At 59.5% G+C, this 18,880-nt stretch carries 16 protein-coding genes; 10 read left to right on the top strand and 6 right to left on the bottom strand.

What is annotated here, in order from left to right:
- Positions 1–5 precede the first annotated feature (5 nt).
- The 4 genes from LOY55_RS19435 to LOY55_RS19450 are packed head-to-tail and all read right to left on the bottom strand — an operon-like array spanning position 6 to position 5,100.
- Positions 6–956: an aldo/keto reductase gene (locus LOY55_RS19435; RefSeq protein WP_046030542.1), complete on the bottom strand. Its 951-nt coding sequence runs from the start codon at positions 954–956 to the stop codon at positions 6–8.
- Positions 957–987: 31 nt separating this feature from the next.
- Entirely contained in the window at positions 988–2,460 is a 1,473-nt protein-coding gene (locus tag LOY55_RS19440; protein WP_223524976.1) for an efflux transporter outer membrane subunit, read from the bottom strand.
- Between the two features lie 19 nt (positions 2,461–2,479).
- Positions 2,480–3,964 carry a DHA2 family efflux MFS transporter permease subunit gene (locus LOY55_RS19445; RefSeq protein ID WP_223524974.1) on the bottom strand — a complete coding sequence of 495 codons (1,485 nt, stop codon included), beginning with the start codon at positions 3,962–3,964 and terminating at the stop codon, positions 2,480–2,482.
- Positions 3,964–5,100, bottom strand: coding sequence for an HlyD family secretion protein (locus LOY55_RS19450; protein WP_223524972.1), 1,137 nt, complete (start codon positions 5,098–5,100; stop codon positions 3,964–3,966). Before LOY55_RS19450 ends, LOY55_RS19445 begins: the two co-directional genes overlap by 1 nt.
- Positions 5,101–5,328: 228 nt before the next feature.
- Between LOY55_RS19450 and LOY55_RS19455 the strand changes: the two genes are divergently transcribed.
- From LOY55_RS19455 to LOY55_RS19480, 6 genes are all read left to right on the top strand, one after another.
- Positions 5,329–5,952, top strand: coding sequence for a TetR/AcrR family transcriptional regulator (locus LOY55_RS19455; protein ID WP_046030553.1), 624 nt, complete (start codon positions 5,329–5,331; stop codon positions 5,950–5,952).
- A gap of 8 nt (positions 5,953–5,960) precedes the next feature.
- Positions 5,961–6,485 carry a G/U mismatch-specific DNA glycosylase gene (gene mug / locus LOY55_RS19460; RefSeq protein ID WP_046030556.1) on the top strand — a complete coding sequence of 175 codons (525 nt, stop codon included), beginning with the start codon at positions 5,961–5,963 and terminating at the stop codon, positions 6,483–6,485.
- 115 nt (positions 6,486–6,600) lie between these two features.
- Positions 6,601–7,974, top strand: a complete 1,374-nt coding sequence (locus tag LOY55_RS19465; protein ID WP_046030559.1) for a glutamine synthetase family protein — start codon at positions 6,601–6,603, stop codon at positions 7,972–7,974.
- A 7-nt stretch (positions 7,975–7,981) separates the two neighbouring features.
- Entirely contained in the window at positions 7,982–9,373 is a 1,392-nt protein-coding gene (locus LOY55_RS19470) for an aldehyde dehydrogenase family protein (protein ID WP_223524970.1), read from the top strand.
- A 3-nt stretch (positions 9,374–9,376) separates the two neighbouring features.
- On the top strand, positions 9,377–10,537 hold the full coding sequence (locus LOY55_RS19475; protein ID WP_109786758.1) for an iron-containing alcohol dehydrogenase: 1,161 nt from the start codon (positions 9,377–9,379) through the stop codon (positions 10,535–10,537).
- Positions 10,538–10,676: 139 nt separating this feature from the next.
- A complete protein-coding gene (locus tag LOY55_RS19480) occupies positions 10,677–12,236 on the top strand; it encodes an amino acid permease (RefSeq protein ID WP_046030566.1) in 1,560 nt (519 codons plus the stop codon).
- 302 nt (positions 12,237–12,538) lie between these two features.
- Here the strand turns inward: LOY55_RS19480 and LOY55_RS19485 are convergent, their stop codons facing one another.
- The gene (locus LOY55_RS19485) at positions 12,539–12,787 is read right to left on the bottom strand and encodes a DUF2790 domain-containing protein (protein WP_223524968.1); all 249 of its coding nucleotides are present in this window, start codon (positions 12,785–12,787) and stop codon (positions 12,539–12,541) included.
- A gap of 135 nt (positions 12,788–12,922) precedes the next feature.
- The gene (locus LOY55_RS19490) at positions 12,923–13,852 is read right to left on the bottom strand and encodes a LysR family transcriptional regulator (RefSeq protein WP_158283928.1); all 930 of its coding nucleotides are present in this window, start codon (positions 13,850–13,852) and stop codon (positions 12,923–12,925) included.
- Between the two features lie 108 nt (positions 13,853–13,960).
- Here LOY55_RS19490 and LOY55_RS19495 point away from each other — a divergent pair, with 108 nt between their 5' ends.
- From LOY55_RS19495 to LOY55_RS19510, 4 genes are all read left to right on the top strand, one after another.
- Positions 13,961–14,785, top strand: coding sequence for a gamma-glutamyl-gamma-aminobutyrate hydrolase family protein (locus LOY55_RS19495; protein WP_223524966.1), 825 nt, complete (start codon positions 13,961–13,963; stop codon positions 14,783–14,785).
- Complete coding sequence (locus tag LOY55_RS19500; RefSeq protein WP_223524964.1) at positions 14,782–15,855, top strand: M14 family metallopeptidase; 1,074 nt, start codon at positions 14,782–14,784, stop codon at positions 15,853–15,855. Before LOY55_RS19495 ends, LOY55_RS19500 begins: the two co-directional genes overlap by 4 nt.
- 119 nt (positions 15,856–15,974) lie before the next feature.
- Entirely contained in the window at positions 15,975–17,243 is a 1,269-nt protein-coding gene (locus LOY55_RS19505) for an MFS transporter (protein ID WP_223524962.1), read from the top strand.
- Positions 17,244–17,384: 141 nt separating this feature from the next.
- A complete protein-coding gene (locus LOY55_RS19510; protein WP_077431894.1) occupies positions 17,385–18,728 on the top strand; it encodes an OprD family outer membrane porin in 1,344 nt (447 codons plus the stop codon).
- Positions 18,729–18,880 lie beyond the last annotated feature (152 nt).

Consider the following 18,880-nt stretch of genomic DNA (forward strand, 5'->3'; position numbering starts at 1 on the left):
GTGCATTACTTTTGGCGCGGGATGAATCCGGGGACACCCGTTTCCACGACCGAGTTGAAGCGCACCCGGGTCGTAATATCGTCCTGAATTTCACGCATGGCCCGATGCGGCAACGTGGAAAGATCAAAGTTTTCCTGGATATGGCTCAGTGTTGCAGAGGTGGTCAGAAACGCCACGCCACGCTGTACCGACCAGGCCAACGCGACTTGCGCCGGGGTTTTCTGCACGTGTTTTGCGATGCCGGTAATCACCGGGTCTTCGAGTACGGCAGGCTCCATGCCGTGGCCGAGTGGGGCAAACGCGAGGACGATAATTCCATGTTGCTTGCAAAACTCCAGCAGCTCCCATTCCGGCAGATACGGATGGGCTTCCACCTGCACCACGGCAGGTTTGATCCGCGCCACTTCGACAATCTTCTGAAGCGCCGGCAAAGTGATGTCGGACAAACCGATGGTCTTGCAGCGTCCTTCATCCACCAGGCGTTCAAGGGCCTGCCAGGTTTCGATCAGCGTCACGCCCCCGTCATAAATGATGTGGCCGTAGATGTCCCTTGGGTCCTGGTCATCGCCGGGCTGAAAGGCAAAAGGCGTATGGATCAGATAGCAATCGATGTAATCCACCTGAAGCCGTCGGCAACTGGCCTCGAACGCCGGCAATACGCGCTCCGGACGGTGGTTGGTGTTCCACAGCTTGGTGGTGATGAACAAATCCTCGCGCCGGGCTTTGCCCGTGTCGAGGAACGCTTTGATCGCCACGCCCACGCCCTCCTCGTTTCGATAACGCTCGGCGCAATCGAAATGACGAAAGCCTGTTTCCAGCGCGTGAGTGACGGCTTGGGTGGTAACGCTGAGGTCCCGGAACAATGTGCCGAACCCAACGGCTGGCATCGCTACCGATCCATGATTGAGCGCAAATTTTGTTTCGCGAAGTTCATCGTGAAAGGCTTCATATGACATGTCTTGACTCCACTCTCTCTGGCCGCAGCCGTTACTGATATGAACGTTTCGGTGCTTCACGACTGGCCACCCGTTGCTCGAAAACGCCAACGGAATTGCCGCCGAGCGCCACAAACAACTGAACGGTGTCGAGGTACTGGGCGGTCTTCACCCGGATGTGCCAGAGCAACGCCTGCTCATAGGCGCGCTCTGCTTCCAGCACCTGGAGAATGCTGTTTTCGCCTTGGGCATACGCTTGCTGGTTCAAGCGAAAACTACTGTCGGCGGCACGTAAGGCGTCCTCCTGGGCCAGGTTTGCCTCGGCGTCATGGTTGATGGCTTGCAGCGTGTCGGCGACCTGACCGAACGATGTGATGACGGTTTGCTGGTAGTCAGCGAGCGACGCGTTGTAGCCGTCGACCGCCGCCTGGCGCTCAGCCTTGAGTGTGCCGCCATTGAAGATCGGCCCCGCCACCCCGGCGGCGAACCCCCACAGTGCGGCACCGCCATTGCCGGATGCCGACTGTGCGAGAAACGCTGTCAGCTCCACGTGGGGATAGAGGCTGGCGGTCGCGACACCGACGGCGGCACTGGCCATGTGCAGTTGCGCTTCGGCTTGCAGCACGTCCGGCCGGGTGTGGGCCATTTCCGAGGGCAAACTGACCGGCACGCCCGACGGCAAGGCAAACTCGCCAAGGTCGAAGTCCGGTGCAATCCAGTCGGCCGGGCCTTTGCCCGTCAGAATCGACAACGCATGCCGGGCCGAATCGCGCTGTTGAGCGAGGGGCGGCAGCAGCGTGCGGTCCTGTGCAAGCCGGGTTTCGGCCAGCGACACATCGATCTGCGTGGTGGCGCCATTGGCATGCGCCATGCGCACCAGTTCGAGGTTCTTGGTGTCATTGGCCAACAGTTTTTCCACGGCTTGCATCTGCGCGTTGGCAGAGGCCATCAACAAAGCCTGGCTGGCGACATTTCCCGTCAGGGTGAGGTACGCCGCTTCGTAGCGATGTTTCTGGAAGGCTGTCAGCGCTTCCTGCTGTTCGACCTGTCGCTTGTTATCGCCGAACACGTCCAGGTCAAAACCAACCCGTGGACCGATGGCATAGAAGTTCGAGACAACCGGCTCCGGCCCGTTGTGGGTGCGTACGCGACCGGCCTGAGCGCCGAAATCGACCTGCGGATACAGCGCACCTTGCGCCGCTGCAACGGACGACGCGGCCTGGCGGATCGTGGCATCGGCAGCCACGAGTTCAAGATTGCCGTCGATGGCCCGGCGCACTACCTGATCGAGTTTTGGTGAGCGAAACGCAGACCACCAATCGCCAGTGACCTTCTTGCCCAGATCAATGTTGCCGCTCTGGCCAAGACGCTGCTCGGCCTGTTGGTCAAAGTGCTGCGACTGGCTGGGTGGCGGCATCTGATAATCAGGGCCAACCGCACAGGCGGACAGGAACATCAGCACCGACACTGCGCCAAACGTGGTTTTCAACGGCTGTGCATTGATGAAGCGCGCATTGGATTTCATGAGGCAAACTCCACGAAAACTAGTTGGTCGCAACGGGCTTGCGAAGAAAGATCACCAGTGGGCTCACCACCAGCATCGCGAACATCAAAATCTTGAATTGGTCGATCACGGCAATAAACGCCGCTTGCCCGGTGATCATTTCGTTAAGCCCCGCCAGTGCTTGCAGCGAGCCCGGTGCGGAATGCGCGACGGCGCCGTAGAGCGTGATATTGCTGGCCAGCGCCATGTGCATCGCGTGCATGTTGTTGAAGAAAAACAGCTGCACAATCGCAACGCCCAGGGTGCTTCCGTACACGCGGGACAAATTGAAAAAACCGGTGCCTTCCGGGCGCAACGCGGGGTCGAGCGTGCTGAACGCGACCTTGGTCAGCGACGGCATCAAGATGCCGATTCCAATGCCCTGCACCGCCCCGGCCACCGCCACCGGCGACGCGTCCATCAGCGGCGAATAGCCGAGCATCATCCAGTTGGCATACGCCACGATGGCGACACCTGCTGCCACGAACAGCCGACGGTCGAAACGCTCGGGCACTCGCCCCATCAACAGAAACGCACCGACCAGTCCCATGCCACGCGGTATCGTCAGGGCACCGGTGGTGTCAGGCGGGTAGCCGAGAATTTCATCGAGCATCGGCGAGGTCAGTGCCATGGTCGACAGCAGCACGAAACCCACGGCGAAAAAGATCACGGTCGACAGCATGAAGTTGCGGTCGTTGAACAAGCGCTTGTTGAGAAAATGCACCTTCGCGGTCAGCACATGCACCACGAACAGGTAGAACCCCAGTGCACAGCCGATCGCTTCCAGCCAGATCTCGGGGGAGGCAAACCAGTCCAGGCGTTCACCGCGATCGAGCAACATCTGCAGGCTGATCAACGACAGCGTGAAGGTGCCGAAACCAAAGAAATCGAACGTGGGACGTTTCTCGGCCTTTTTCTCGGCAAGCAGCAGCGCCATCACCAGGAAGATAAACGCCGACAGCGGCAGGCTGATGTAGAAGATCGGGCGCCAGTCGAAATGTTCGGCCACCCAGCCGCCGATGCTCGGGCCGCTGACGATGCCCAAGAGCACGATGGCGGTCCACGTCGCGCCAAACTTCGCGCGTTTCTCCAGTGGCAGCGTTTCCATGGCAATCGCCATCGACAGCGGTGCCAGCACGCCACTCGCCAGGCCCTGAATGATGCGCGCGCCGATGAATTCCAGCGGCGTCGTCGCCAGGGTGGCAAGCCATAAGCCCAGCATGAACATGAACAACGCGGTTTGGTAAACCCGCTTCAAGCCATAGCGCCCGGCGAGCCATTGAGCAATCGGCATCGTGATCGCGCTGGCGGCAAGGTACGAGGTGAAGATCCACCCAGCCTGGTCGTCGGTCATCGACATACTGCCCTGGATCAACCGGAGCACGGCATTGGGCAACGGCAGGTTGGCCGATTGCATATAAGTCGCAAGCAACGCGGCAAACCTTAACGCGCCCGCATTTTGAGGTCTGGCAGGAATGGCGTTCATCAGGAGGCACCTGCGGTCAACAATGCTTTGATTGGATACCACCACGACGTGCGATGCCCGGTATCGACCTTGACCGTGGCGCTGATCCCCGAGTAGAGCGGCATCTGCGGGTCGACCTCATCGAGTTCGAGGCGTACCGGTACCCGCTGCACCACTTTGACCCAGTTGCCGGTCGCGTTTTCGGGCGGCAGCAGTGCGAAATCCGAACCGGCGCCGGGGCTCATGCTGACCACGTGGGCTTTGAATTCGTGATCCGGATAGGTATCGATGCGGATCGTCGCACTCTGGCCCGGGCGCATGTGCGCCACCTGCGTTTCACGGAAATTGGCCTCGATCCACACCTGGCGATCAGACAGCAGCGCAAACGCCGGCGCACCGTTGTTCACATAGTTGCCAACCTGCAAATCGTCGACTTTGGCCACGATGCCATCGTCCGGTGCATACACCGTTGCGTAGGACAGATTGAGCTGCGTTTCATCAAGCTGCGCCTGGGCCTCGCGAACGGTCGGGTGGCTGTCGACGTTGATGTTCGGGTTGCCGTTCAAGGCAACCACCGTGCTCGCGATCTGCTGTTCGATGGAGACGATTCGTTGCCGTGACACTTTCAGGTCGGTGTCTGCACGTTCATAAAGGGACTTCGAAACGAACTCGGAAGCGACCAACGCCTTCTTGCGGCCAAACTCCTTTTGATCGAAATCGGCCGACTCTTTGGCCGATTGCAGTTCCGCCTGTTGCTGGCGGTAGCTGGCCTTGAGCCCATCGATGCGCAACCGGGCAACGCTCAACTGCGCTTGTGCGCGGTCAACGGCGATTTGCAATGGCTTGGGGTCGATGCGGAACAACACCTGGCCCTTGCGAACCGGCTGGTTGTCCTCGACTGCAATGTCGATCACCTGGCCGGACGTGCGCGCATTAATCGAGGCCTTCGCCACACGGGCGTAGGCGTTATCGGTCGACATGAAAGGCTGGCCGGCCATGTAGTGTGCGTAGCCAATCGCCGCAAAGAGCGCCGGCAGGCCCACCATCAGCAGGGGACGCAGTGTCGCTTTAAGCAGTTTCCTGGCAGGCGTGCCTGTTGGGTTCGGCCCTGGGTGCTCAAAGGTTTGTGTCGCTGGAATGTCGAACTGTTTGGTCATGATCGAATACACCTTTAACCGGGAAGTCGGGGGCTAATACCCACAAAGAAACAGCCATGCCGTGCGCAGTCAGAAGGATCGCTCCGCCGCACCGTGTTTCGTCGCCGCAATACCCAGTTCGAGCTCCGCTACAACAAACCTTGAAATCAGGAACTTCTGGTTCCTTAATTTTGTGCGATGGTGTAAGAATATGCCTCGACCCACCTCCGCACAAGGATTTTGTACGCCATGGCACAAAAAAAGATTACCGAAGCAAAAGTCCGGGGAAGACCCCGCGCCTATGACCCGCAGACCGCATTGCAGCAAGCGCTTGGTGTGTTCTGGAGTACCGGTTATGCCGCCGCTTCCCTGGACAGCATCGCCACCGCGGCCGGCATGAATCGCCCCAGCCTCTATGCCGCTTTCGGTGACAAACACGCGCTCTACATCAAAGCGCTTGAGCAATATTGGGAATTTGCCGCCGCCGCCATGCACGAGGCGTTGACGGACCAGCAACTGACCCTGCGTGAAGCGTTGATGCGTTTCTATGAAGGTCAGCTGTCGATCTACTTCTCGGGCGAAGGCCAACCCCGTGGCTGCTTTGCGATCGGCACAGCAACGACCGAAGCCGTGGAAGATTCTGAAATCCGTGAGGTGTTGTCAGATCGCCTGAGCCGACTCGATGCCGATCTCGAAGCACGCCTGCAAACCGCAATCACCACCGGAGAATTGAAAGACGACGTCGACCCGACAGCCCTCGCCGTCCTCGCCTCCTCCCTGCTGCACAGCATTTCGATACGGGCACGGGCGGGAAAATCCCGCGAAGAACTGACTGAACTGGCACGCAACGCAGTCAACGTGATCTGCGGTTGAGAGATTTTATGGCGGGCGAAAGACTCGAAGACATTCTGGCCGAACAGCTCGACGTGATTTTTTGCGGGATCAATCCGGGTTTGACGGCCGCCGCCCAAGGGCATCATTTTGCAGGCCGGGGCAATCGTTTCTGGCGCACCCTGCATCTCGCCGGGTTCACCCCCGAGCAGGTGCGCCCGGAAAACGACCGGACGATTTTGCAGTATCGCTGCGGCTTGACCGCCGTGGTCGAACGGCCTACAGCGAGCGCAGATCAGCTGTCGCGCGATGAGTTCATGGCCGCCGCGGCAAGCTTCGAACAGAAGATCGCCCGCTACGGGCCGCGCGTTGTGGCGTTTCTCGGCAAAGCGGCGTACTGCGCGCTATCGGGCCGGCGCGACATTCCCTGGGGACTACAACCCGACACCTTCGGTCATGCACAGGTCTGGGTCTTGCCCAATCCGAGCGGGCGAAATCTTGCGTTCTCGCTTGATCAACTGGTGGGCGCGTATCGCCAACTCCATCAAAACTTGCACAAATCGACAGTAGGCTAAGCTAAGGGCAGCTTATTGCGCACGATGCTCGCTCCGGCAGGGTTTGGGTTTTTCTGAAGAGCGTCTGCAACAGCTATTTCAGACAGGCCCACACTATTCACGCAGGACTGACGTGATGACCGAGCCCCAACTCAGCTTTGATGAACTGAAGCGTGCCGCCGCGTCCGGCGAAATTGATACCGTCCTGGTCTGCATGGTCGACATGCAAGGCCGATTGGTCGGCAAACGATTCCAGGTCGAATTTTTCATCGACAGCGGCCATGAAGAAACCCACTGTTGCAACTACCTGCTGGCCGACGACATCGACATGGAACCCGTGCCGGGTTACGCCGCCGCCAGTTGGAGCAAGGGCTATGGCGACTTCGTGCTCAAACCCGACATGAGCACGTTGCGCAAGGTGCCGTGGCTGGAGTGCACGGCGCTGGTGCTCTGTGATGTGCTCGATCACCACCATCGACGCGACTTGCCGCACAGCCCGCGGGCGATCCTGAAAAAGCAGGTCGAGCGCCTGCGCGAGCGTGGCTATACCGGCATGTTCGCCTCGGAGCTTGAGTTCTATCTGTTCGACGAGACCTACGAGTCCATCCACAAGCGCAACTACTACAAGCCCAAAACCGCCGGCCACTACATCGAGGATTACAACATCCTGCAGACCACCCGCGAAGAGCCGGTGCTGCGGGCGATTCGCAAGCATCTGCAGGCCTGCGGCATCCCGGTGGAAAATTCCAAGGGTGAATGGGGCCCGGGGCAGGAAGAGATCAACATCCGCTACGCCGATGCCCTGACCATGGCCGACCACCACGTCATCATCAAACACGCCTGCAAGGAAATAGCGCAACTGCAAGGCAAGGCGATCACGTTCATGGCCAAGTGGCGCTATGACGCCGCCGGTTCCAGCAGCCACATCCATAACTCGCTGTGGGACAAGAACGCCAAGAAGCCGCTGTTCTTCGACGCCAAGGCCGAGTTCGGCATGTCGACACTGATGCGATCCTGGGTGGCCGGGCAGCTCAAGTACGCCAACGACATCACCTGCTTTCTCGCGCCCTACATCAACTCGTACAAACGCTTTCAGGCTGGCACCTTTGCTCCGACGCGGGCCGTGTGGAGCCGCGACAACCGCACCGCCGGCTTCCGGTTGTGTGCCGAAAGCAGCAAATCCATCCGCATCGAATGCCGCATCGGCGGCGCCGACCTCAACCCCTATCTGGCCTTTGCGGCCCTGATCGCGGCGGGCCTGGCCGGCATCGACGAGCAGCTCAACCTTGCGCCGCCCTTTGAAGGTGACGCCTACCTCGACGAACACCTGCCTGAAGTCTCCAAGACGTTGCGCGAAGCCAGCGCCGCGCTCCAGACCTCCACCATGTTGCGTGAAGCGTTCGGCGATGAGGTGATCGACCACTACGTGCACACCGCCGAATGGGAGCAGAAAGAGTACGACCGGCGGATCACCGACTGGGAATTGCAGCGCGGATTCGAGCGCTATTGAGCAGAGCATGACCGCCATGATCCAACTCATCTCACCGGTCGATGGCCGGATTTATGCCGAACGCCAATACGCCGACGCGACGCAGATCGAACACACGCTGGCGGCTGCCGCAGACGCCCAGGCGCACTGGAAACGCCGGCCTCTGAGCGAGCGCGCCGCCCTGTGCAGCGCCGTGGTGGACGCAATGCTGGCGATGAAAGACGACATCGTCCCGGAACTGGCCTGGCAAATGGGCCGCCCGGTCCGATATTGCGCTGGGGAATTGCGTGGTTTCGAAGAACGCGCCCGCCACATGATCGCCATTGCCCCCGAAGCGCTGGCCGCGATTGAACCCACACCGGTCGCGGGGTTTCGTCGGCTTATCCAGCGTGAACCGCTGGGTACGGTGCTGGTCATTGCACCCTGGAATTACCCTTACCTGACGGCGGTGAACACGATCATTCCGGCGTTGATGGCCGGCAACAGCGTCATCCTCAAACACGCCTCGCAAACGCTGCTGGTCGGTGAACGCTTTGCGCAAGCGGCGGCCCGCGCCCATCTGCCCGCCGGCCTGTTCAATAATCTGTTGCTGAATCACGACCAGACCGCCGCGATCATCGGTTCCGCACGCGTGCAGCAGGTGAACTTCACCGGCTCGGTGGGCGCCGGCCAGGCGATGGAAAACGCGGCCACCGGGCGCTTCCTCGGCCTGGGCCTGGAGCTCGGCGGAAAAGACCCGGCCTACGTGCGGGCAGACGCCCACCTCGACCACGCGGTGGAAAACCTGGTGGACGGCAGCTTTTTCAATTCCGGGCAGAGCTGCTGCGCCGTCGAGCGCATTTATGTCGATGAGAAAATCTACCCGGTATTTGTCGAGCGCTTCGCCGCGCTGACTCGCCAATACGTGCTCGGCAATCCTCTGGACGAAGCCACCACCCTCGGCCCACTGGTGACACCGGGCGCTGCGGTGTTCGTTCGTGGTCAGATCGCCGAAGCGCTGGCCCTGGGCGCCAAGGCACTGATCGACCCGACCACGTTCCCGGCTGACGCGCCGGGCAGTGCTTACCTCGCGCCGCAGGTTCTGGTCGACGTCACCCATCAAATGTCGGTGATGCGTGATGAAAGCTTCGGTCCGGTGGTCGGCATCATGCCGGTGGCCAGCGACGACGAAGCCATCGCCTTGATGAATGACAGCGAGTTCGGGCTTAGCGCCTCGATCTGGACCCAAGACCTCGCCGCCGCCGAACGTATCGGCAACGAAATCGACACCGGCACCGTATTCATGAACCGCTGCGATTACCTGGACCCGGCCCTGGCCTGGACCGGGGTGAAAAACAGCGGGCGCGGCGTCACCCTGTCGCGCCTCGGTTATGAACACCTGACCCGTGCCAAATCCTTCCATTTGCGCCATGAGATCTGAGCCATGAGCCTGACCGGGAATTGGAATTACCCCACGAGCGTCCACTTTGGTGTCGGCCGCATCGCCGAACTCGCCGACACTTGCCGCAGCCAGGGTATCGAGCGACCGCTGCTGGTCACCGACAGCGGCCTGGCGCGTGCGCCGATGACCATCGCCACACTGGATGCCCTGCGCGCTGCCGGCCTCGGCGTCGCGTTGTTTTGCGACCTCAAGCCGAACCCGGTGGAAGCCAACCTGGCGGGGGGGCTCGACGCCTGGCGCGCCGGCAACCACGACGGTGTGGTCGCCTTCGGCGGCGGCAGTGGCCTGGACATGGGCAAGCTCATCGCCTTCATGAGCGGCCAGACGCGCCCGGTCTGGGATTTCGAAGACATCGGCGACTACTGGACCCGCGCCGACGAAAGCCGCATCGCCCCGGTCATTGCCGTGCCGACGACCGCGGGCACCGGTTCGGAAGTGGGCCGTGCGGCGGTGATCATTGATGAACGCACCCACACCAAACGCATCATCTTCCACCCGAAAATGATGCCGCGCGTGGTCATCAGCGACCCGGCCCTGACCGTCGGCATGCCGGCCAAAATCACCGCCGGCACGGGCATGGACGCGTTGGCCCACTGCCTGGAATCCTACTGCGCCCCCGGCTTTCACCCGCTGGCCGATGGCATCGCCGTGGAAGGCATGCGCCTGGTGGCCAACGCGCTGGTGCGCGCCGTGCACATGCCGTCCGACCTTGAGGCGCGCGCGCACATGCTCGCGGCGGCAGCGATGGGCGCCACCGCGTTCCAGAAAGGACTGGGTGGGATGCATGCCCTGTCGCATCCGGTGGGCGCGCTGTACGACACGCATCACGGCATGACCAATGCGACCTTCATGCCGTATGTCCTGAAATTCAATCGCCCGGCCATCGAAGAACGCATCACGCGCTTAGCCGCGTATTTACGCCTGCCCTCCCCCAGCTTCGACAGTTTTCTGGCCTTCATCCTCAAACTGCGCAAAGACATCGGCGTACCACACACGCTGGTCGAATTGGGGGTGGATGATCAACAGGCCGACCTGATCGCGGACATGGCGATTGTCGACCCGTCTGCCGGCGGCAACCCGCTGCCATTGACGCGGGCCGGTGCGGCGGAAATTTTCGACGCGGCGTATCACGGCCGCCTGTAGAGCAGTTGACTGTCGGCGCCCGACTTTTGAATGCAGCGCACGGACAGGTGGGAGACAGGAGCAGTACGACAAGGGGTTGAAAGCCAGACCGTCCGGAACCCCGGATGGATGCGTATCAAAACCTGATGGGGCACACAACATGAATCCAGCAAGCCAACCCGGCACCGACACGCCGCATGACGACGACGTCAAGGTGCTGCACAGCATGGGCTACGCCCAGCAGCTCTCGCGACGAATGGGGGTTTTCTCCAACTTCGCGATTTCCTTCTCGATCATTTGCATCCTCTCGGGCGGGATCAACTCACTCGCCCAGGGCACCTCCGGCGCGGGCGGCGCGTCCATCGGCATCGGCTGGCCGATTGGCTGCCTGATCTCCGGGGTGTTCGCCATGGCCATGGCGCAGATTTCCTCGGCGTACCCCACCGCTGGCGGCCTGTATCACTGGGGCTCGATTCTCGGCAACCGCTTTACCGGATGGCTGACCGCGTGGTTCAACCTCTTGGGGTTGGTCACCGTGCTGGGTGCGATCAACGTCGGCACCTATTACTTCTTTTTCGGTGCCTTCGGACCGGCACTGGGCATGGAAGACACGACCACCGTCCGGGTGATTTTCCTCGCGGTGCTGACGGGTCTCCAGGCCTTGTGCAATCACTTGGGAATCGGCCTGACCGCCAAGCTGACTGACTTTTCCGGGTATCTGATTTTTGCCACAGCGCTGGCGCTGACCATCGTTTGCCTGATCTCGGCGCCCAGCTATGAAGTCGCGCGGTTGTGGACCTTCAGCAATTACTCCGGCGATGCCGGCGGCGGTGTCTGGCCACAAGTGTCGAACGGCTGGATTTTCATGCTCGGCCTGCTGCTGCCGATCTACACCATCACCGGCTATGACGCCTCTGCGCACACCTCCGAGGAAACCCGCAATGCGGCCGTTTCAGTGCCACGCGGCATGGTCATGTCGGTGGTCTGGTCGTTGCTGTTCGGCTGGGTGATGCTCAGCTCGTTCGTACTGATGCTGCCGAACATGGACGAGGCGGCCAAACAAGGCTGGAACGTATTTTTTTGGGCCATGAACGCGCAGGTCAGCCCGACGCTGAAAATCGCACTGTATGTGGCGATCTTCATCTCGCAGATCCTCTGCGGCTTGGCGACGGTAACCTCGGTTTCGCGCATGATCTTCGCGTTCTCACGTGACGGCGGCCTGCCCTGCTCCAAAGCGCTGGCCTCGGTCTCGCCGACCTTTCGCAGCCCGGTGGCCGCGATCTGGACCGGTGCCACCCTCGCCGTTTTGTTCGACTGGGGATCGTCGGTGATCTCGGTGGGGGCAACGCCGGTCTATACGATCGTGGTGTCCTGCACGGTGATCTTCCTGTTCTTCTCGTTCATCATTCCCATCGTGCTGGGCCTGTTCACCTACGGGACCTCGAAATGGCCAACCATGGGCCCGTGGAACATGGGGCGCTTCTGGTACACCGTGTTTGCCCTGCTCTCGGTTCTGTCGATGATCATTATTTTCGTCATCGGCATCCAGCCACCGAACGATTGGGCGCTGTACATCACTATTGGTTTCCTGGTGCTGACGGCCATCGTCTGGTTCGGCTTTGAAGCCCGCCGCTTCCAGGGGCCGCCGGTGGGCGACATGATCGTCAAGCGTCAGGCAGAAATTGCAGCGGCTGAGGCGGCGTTGAACAAGCGCGCTTGAAGCTGATCGCCTTCGCCATAAAAAACGGGACGCTGAACGTCCCGTTTTTTATGCGAGTAAATAGATCAATGACTAAACGAGAGGGAGGCAGCTGTACGCAGGTTAGTCGACCGGGGAAGCTAGCAAAGCCGGCGGATTCTGGCGTACCCGTAGGCAACGTCGCAAGGGTGGTGGTGACGTGGTCTCTGTATCAGCCGGCTGCCGGTCAATTGCTGCCGGTCAGCACGGGCAGAAAGCGGCCGCGACCTTGCCGATCAACTCCACACACCCGGCATCAATCGCGACGCGCGCCCTGACTGGAACTACTTACCACCCCAGGTGGTGTCCGTCACGATGTACGCAAGCCGTTGCGTCTGGCCTTGATGGTCAATGTATTCCATGGTCACCGGATAAACTGCATCCTCGACGGGTGTTGCCGTCACCGAGACCACCTCGGCGATATCCAGGTGCATCCCATACTTATACTGAGTGTCGGCGACAGGTGACGGGCTGACGGCCAGCACCGGACCTGTAGTCAGCACCAGCATGACGAAACACAATGTTTTTTTCATTTTCGTTTCCTCAGTATTTCTGTAGCGCTTCGCATTCCCTGTCCAGTTGATCGAGTGACTGCCTGAGTCACTTTTGTGGTCGATGCAATCAACCAGTATGGACCCGTGATGGGTAACGCGCCCCATCAGGCGCGACTATAGATAAGCCGCGATCTCCTGCTCCGCCTCCTGGAAGTACGAACGGATGATACTGAACGACTGCTTCGCAGCGGGTGTCAGTGTCCGATGCCGGATCGTTACGATGCCCAGGGTCAGGTCTAGTTCAAAGGGTGGCTGCACATTAAGGATTGCGACGGACTTTTCCCTGAGCAGTTTGATCATGGCGAGGAAGGTGGTGGGAAAAAGCACGTCGGTACTGAGAATCAGGTCGTGCGCCGTCTCGATGTTATTGATGCTCGCGGCAAAGTTGGTCTCGATGGGCAACTGCATGCCATAGAGATGGGCCATCTTCAGTGCCAACATCTCACTGATGTATCCCGAGCCGATCAGCGGGTACTCTTTGAGGTCATCCATGGTCAGGCCCTTGCGCCCGGCCAGTGGGTGCCCGGCCCGGGCGAACCAGCCAAAACTGCATGTGTACAAAGGCTCGGCCATTAGCTCCGGGTAGCGGGCTGCCGCACCAACATCACCAATGAAGAAGTCGAGCTTTTCCTTTTGCAGGGCGTCCAGCAGCACATCGGTACTGTGTACCTGAGCCTGGATCTTCAAGCCCGGGCCCGTAGCAAGCAGTTGCCGGATTAGCGAGGCCAGGAAGTCAAGGGCAACCGAGGAGCCCAAGCCGAACGCGAGCGGACCATAGGCCCCATTCTTCATCAGATTCAGCGTTCGCGCCCCGTCACGCTCTTCGAAAACGATGCGCTTTGCCCGCTCGAGGTATTCCATCGCGAATGGCGTGGGATGCAAGCGACGATTAGTCCGGTCAAAGAGCGACACCCGCAGTTCGTCCTCCAGCGCCTTGATGCTTCTGGAGAGCGCCGGTTGACTCAGGTGCACCGCATCAGCCGCGGCGCTGAGCGATCCGGTGTTCATCAGGGCAAGAAAGTGCTGCAACTGTCGGGTGTTCATGGGTTTCTCACTTGCAGTTAATGCATTAAATCTGAATTTATTATGCAATTTACCATGATTTAACCATCTCATAGACTGGGTTCTCGTTTACCCCTACGGGACTTGACCATGACCAGATCGCCACTATTCGCGGACGGTGCCAGACCACTTGTTGCCATCGCCACCGATCGCGTGGATCGCTATGGCCATCCTGCGCATACCTTGCTGCACGGCTACGTGGACGCAGTGGCGAGTACAGCTCGCGCATTGCCCTTGGCGCTGCCCGCTGATCCCGATGCCATCGACTTCGACAGCCTGCTGGCCAACGTCGATGGGCTGGTGCTCACCGGCAGCCCGTCAAATATTTCGCCTCTGCGTTATGGCGGCACCGCTACGCCGGACATATCGACGCTGGACCTGGCCAGAGACGCAACGGTTCTACCGCTCGTCAGAAGGCTGGTGGATGCGGGTGTCCCGGTATTGGGCATATGCCGCGGCTTCCAGGAGATGAATGTTGCCTGGGGTGGCACGCTGGACAGTGCCGTTCATCAGCGCCCCAGGGCCATTGACCACCGCGAAGGTGACCATTCCAGACCCATTGTCGAGTGGTATCAGTACAGTCACGGCATCAAGGTTGCTGCGGGTGGACTACTGTCCCGACTGCACGCCGCGGATGATGCGCAAGTCAACTCCTTGCACCATCAAGGCATCGCAAGTCTAGGGACCGGCCTGACTGTCGAGGCCACCGCACCGGACGGGCTGATTGAGGCGTTTTCGGTCACTGGCGCCAGCAGCTTCGCCCTGGCGGTGCAGTGGCATCCGGAGATGCGCGTGCACGATGATCGACTGTCCCGCGACATATTCGAGGCATTTGGTGATGCCTGCCGACGCCGCCGCGAAACGCGCCTGCGTTCAATCGTACACGCTGCACACGTCGAGACTTTGACTTCATGATGAACGCAGAACACATCGACGATCTATTCAGTGATTCGTATGCACAAGCACGCGAAAAGTTTTTTGCGGCTGCCAACCAGCGAAGCCTGTCGATCGACAGCTATGAGCTGAATCTCAAGGGTGGCAGGGACGAAACGCTGGCAACGGATGTCGTGTTCGACGGTCCAAGGGACGCTTCCAAGGTGCTGATCGTGCTCAGTGGCGTCCATGGCGTGGAAGGTTTCCCTGGATCGGCCGTGCAGACTGGCGCACTACAGCTCGATCCGCCCAAGCCGGACGACACGGCGATTCTCTATGTTCACGCGATTAATCCGCACGGCTTTTCCCACCTGCGCCGAGTGACCCAGGAAAACGTAGACCTGAACCGTAACTTTATTCAGTTCGACGGTCCGCTTCCGGAAAACGAGGGTTACCACGAAATTCATGAGGCCCTGCTTCCTGCGCAATGGCCCCCCGAGGATGATCAGGTATTGCAGCAATACCGTATGACCCACGGTGATAAGAAGTTCCAGTGCGCCATCTCCCTGGGCCAGTACCATTACCCGGATGGCATGTTCTTTGGTGGACTGACGCCGACCTGGAGCAACACCACCTTCCGGCAGATCCTGCGTACCTATGCGGCAAACGCCACGGTCATCGCTTCTGTGGACGTCCATACCGGACTCGGCCCCTATGGCTACGGGGAAAAAATATTCGCCACCCGCGACATCTGCACCCTGGAGAAAGCCAGGAACTGGTGGGGTGAGATCACCGACGTACATGCCGGCAGCTCTACCAGCGTGCCGATGAGCGGCCCCATTCAGGTGGCCATTTCGCAGGAATGCCCAGCGGCCAAACACATCGGCATTTGCCTGGAGTTTGGTACCTACCCGATTGAGCAAATAATCACGACGCTGCGGGCCGATCACTGGGTTTTCCGTCACGGCAAGCAGAACACGGCGCAAAGCAGCGAGATCACCCAACGACTCAAGGATTTGTTCTACCCCAACCACGCGGACTGGAAAACACCCGTTTGGACGCAAGCCAGCCATGTCGTGACTCAGGCACTACAAGGGCTGGAAAACTGGTAAGGGCAAACATCGGAAAACAGGGACTTGTTTAAGATTAATTCTAATAAATACAGAGATCTTGATCTATGAACTACTCGACAGTATCGATCACTGAGAACCCGAGTGAGGAAAGTCCTGAAATGGCAATTCCACACCCCACCCTCAGCAAGAAATCAGTTGCCGCCGCGGTGGCTGGTAATGCGCTCGAGTTCTATGACTTTGTCATCTATGCGTATTTCGCAATCTACATCGGCAAAGCCTTTTTCCCGGTGTCAGGCGAGTACGGCAGCCTGATGGCAGCGGCAGCGACCTTTGGCGTCGGCTTTCTCGCGCGGCCACTGGGCGGTGTGCTGATCGGCACCTTTGCCGACAAGGCCGGGCGCAAACCGGCAATGATCCTGACAGCGGCCCTGATCACCCTCGGCACGCTGGGCGTCGCCATCACGCCGAGCTACGAAACGATCGGTATCGCGGCCCCCATCTTCGTGGTTTTTTGCCGTCTGCTGCAGGGCCTGGCCCTGGGCGGCGAGCTGGGTCCTGCGACCTCACTGTTGATTGAAGCTGCACCCCCCGGCCGCCGTGGCTTCTACGCCAGTTGGCAAGTCGCCAGCCAAGGCTTGGCCGTTGCCGTGGGTGGCATGCTCGGGGTGGTGCTGTCCCTGAGCCTGAGCACTGAGCAATTGGCGAGTTGGGGCTGGCGGATTCCGTTCCTGCTGAGCCTGGTGCTGATCCCTCTGGTGGTGTACATGCGCAAGTCCCTGCCCGAAACCCATCAGGACACGCAAGAACGCAGCGGTAGCGCGATAGTCGGCGAGGTGCTGCGTAACCACAAAAAGATTTTGATCCTCGGCATGATGCTGTTCGCCTCGATCGCGGTCGCATCGCAGATTGGCAACTACATGGTGAGCTACGCGGTACAGGTCCTGAAGCTGCCGGCAGCGGTTGCTCAAAGCAGTGTACTGATCGGTGGGATTGTGACCTTTGCCTTTTCCCTGATTGGTGGGCACCTGAGTGATCGTTACGGACGGCGCCTGACCAACATTTTGCCTCGGGTCGCGCTGACCTTGCTGATCGTCCCGCTGTTCCTGTGGCTCACGGGTTCACCAAGCCTGGTCACGTTGCTAACCGTTAATGCGGTACTTGCAGCCCTGACTGCCATGTTTGGCGCGGCGGGTATCGTCCAGGTACCGGAGCTGTTGCCGATCGCTGTGCGCAGCACCGGCCTGTCAATTACCTATGCCATTGGTGCCGCGATATTTGGTGGCAGTACCCAATTCATCGTCACTTGGCTAATTGCTGCAACCGGCAGCCCCATGGCCCCCGCCTGGTACTTGGTCGGTATCAGCATAGTTAGCCTTATTGCCATGCGGATGCTGCCTGAATCACGTGACACCAACGTTCAGGAATAACCGCTGGCACCCCGTGGAAGATTGAATTTTTGCGAAGAGGGAGTTTGAAAAGCGCTCAAAAAGCGCCTTCGGCCTCCCTATAAAACAACAACAATAATTTCAGACGTTTGTCTGTTAACACCACAGTTATAGGCACAGTCAATGTACCGCACAGAAAAGTTGCCAGTATGGTCGGCGGGTATGCTCGCGGCTGTTATTTCAGCGTCGCCGGTTTATGCAGAGGAACATGGGTTTGCCAAAGACAGCACCCTGACGCTCAATACCCGTCAGTGGTATTCCCATGAAATCGGCAGCAAGGCTGTGCACTTCCGCGCACAGACCAATGAAGGCCCCCGCGCGGTGCGAGACCGTACTGCCTGGGTGCAGGGTTTCAAGCTGGATTACATATCCGGTTTCACTCAAGGCCCCCTGGGGTTTGGTCTCGACGTCTCAACCTATTCGGCAGTGGCGCTGGAGCGCAGCCAGCTGGCAACGGCTGGCGGCAGCAACCGCGTGCTGGTGGACAAGGACGGCAATGTGGTCGACGACTGGAGCAAAATCGGCGTGGCGGCGTTGAAGGTAAAACTCGCGCAGACAACGCTCAAAGTCGGTCGGCAGCAGATGTCCAGAACGCCGGTCATGGGTTACGCAGACACCCGGACTCTGCCTGCTTCCTTCGACGGTGTTTCGCTGGAAAGCCATGATATCGACGGTCTGACGGTCAAGTCCGGGTACTTTGACAGAGCATCCCCCAGGACCGGCGCGGGCACTCAGGATCTGACCCCGACCTATACGTACAGGCACGTCACCGGCGATTTCATTGCCTACGGTGGCGCAGACTACGTGACCAAAGGTGGATGGCGCGCCAGTGCCTACCTGTCGCGCTTCGACGATATCTGGGACCGTGAATACTTCGGCCTGGGCAAGAAATACCAGTGGGGCCCGATCAGTACCGACATGCAGTTGGATGTCTATAACACTCAGTCGAGTGGAGCCGAGAAAGGGGGTTATATCGACCAGCAGGCCTACGGCCTGAGCGTCGCCCCGACCTGGAAAAACCATACGCTGAAGTTTGGACTGCAGAAAATCGATGGCGACGAATTCTTCGACTTTGTCGGTGAGTCGAATGCGATCAACCTGCCCAACCTCGGGCTCTCGAACTATAACGGGCCAAACGAAAAGTCGTTCCAGGTTAATTATATGACCGACTTTGCCGCTTACGGCCTGCCAGGCTTGAAGACCTCTATTTGGTACATCAAGGGCTGGGGCATCGATGCTACCCACTACAATGGTGGCTCAAACGGAATGTATGCCGACTTTAAAAAACAGGACAACGAAAACGAGTATGAAGTCGGCACGCTGGCCAGCTACACCTTGCAGTCTGGTAATTTCAAGGGTGCGAGTGTGATGAGCGGCTATGTCTGGCACCGGTCCAGCCCACTCCAGCTGGAAAACAATATCGAAGAGTTCCGCTTGATTATCAACGTTCCCTTCAAAATTCTGTAACCCGAGCAAATGCCAGTAATCAGCAATACTGGAGGAGAATAAGGCGCGTACGGACTTATTCTGGTTTTGTATAAACAGGGTAGCTTTTGATTCAAAAGCACTCACTGCTTTTGGCCGTTTTCTGTCTCTCGCCAAGGGCAGCAATCGGCCCA

The sequence above is a fragment of the Pseudomonas sp. B21-040 genome (assembly GCF_024748695.1).
Classification (GTDB): Bacteria; Pseudomonadota; Gammaproteobacteria; order Pseudomonadales; family Pseudomonadaceae; genus Aquipseudomonas.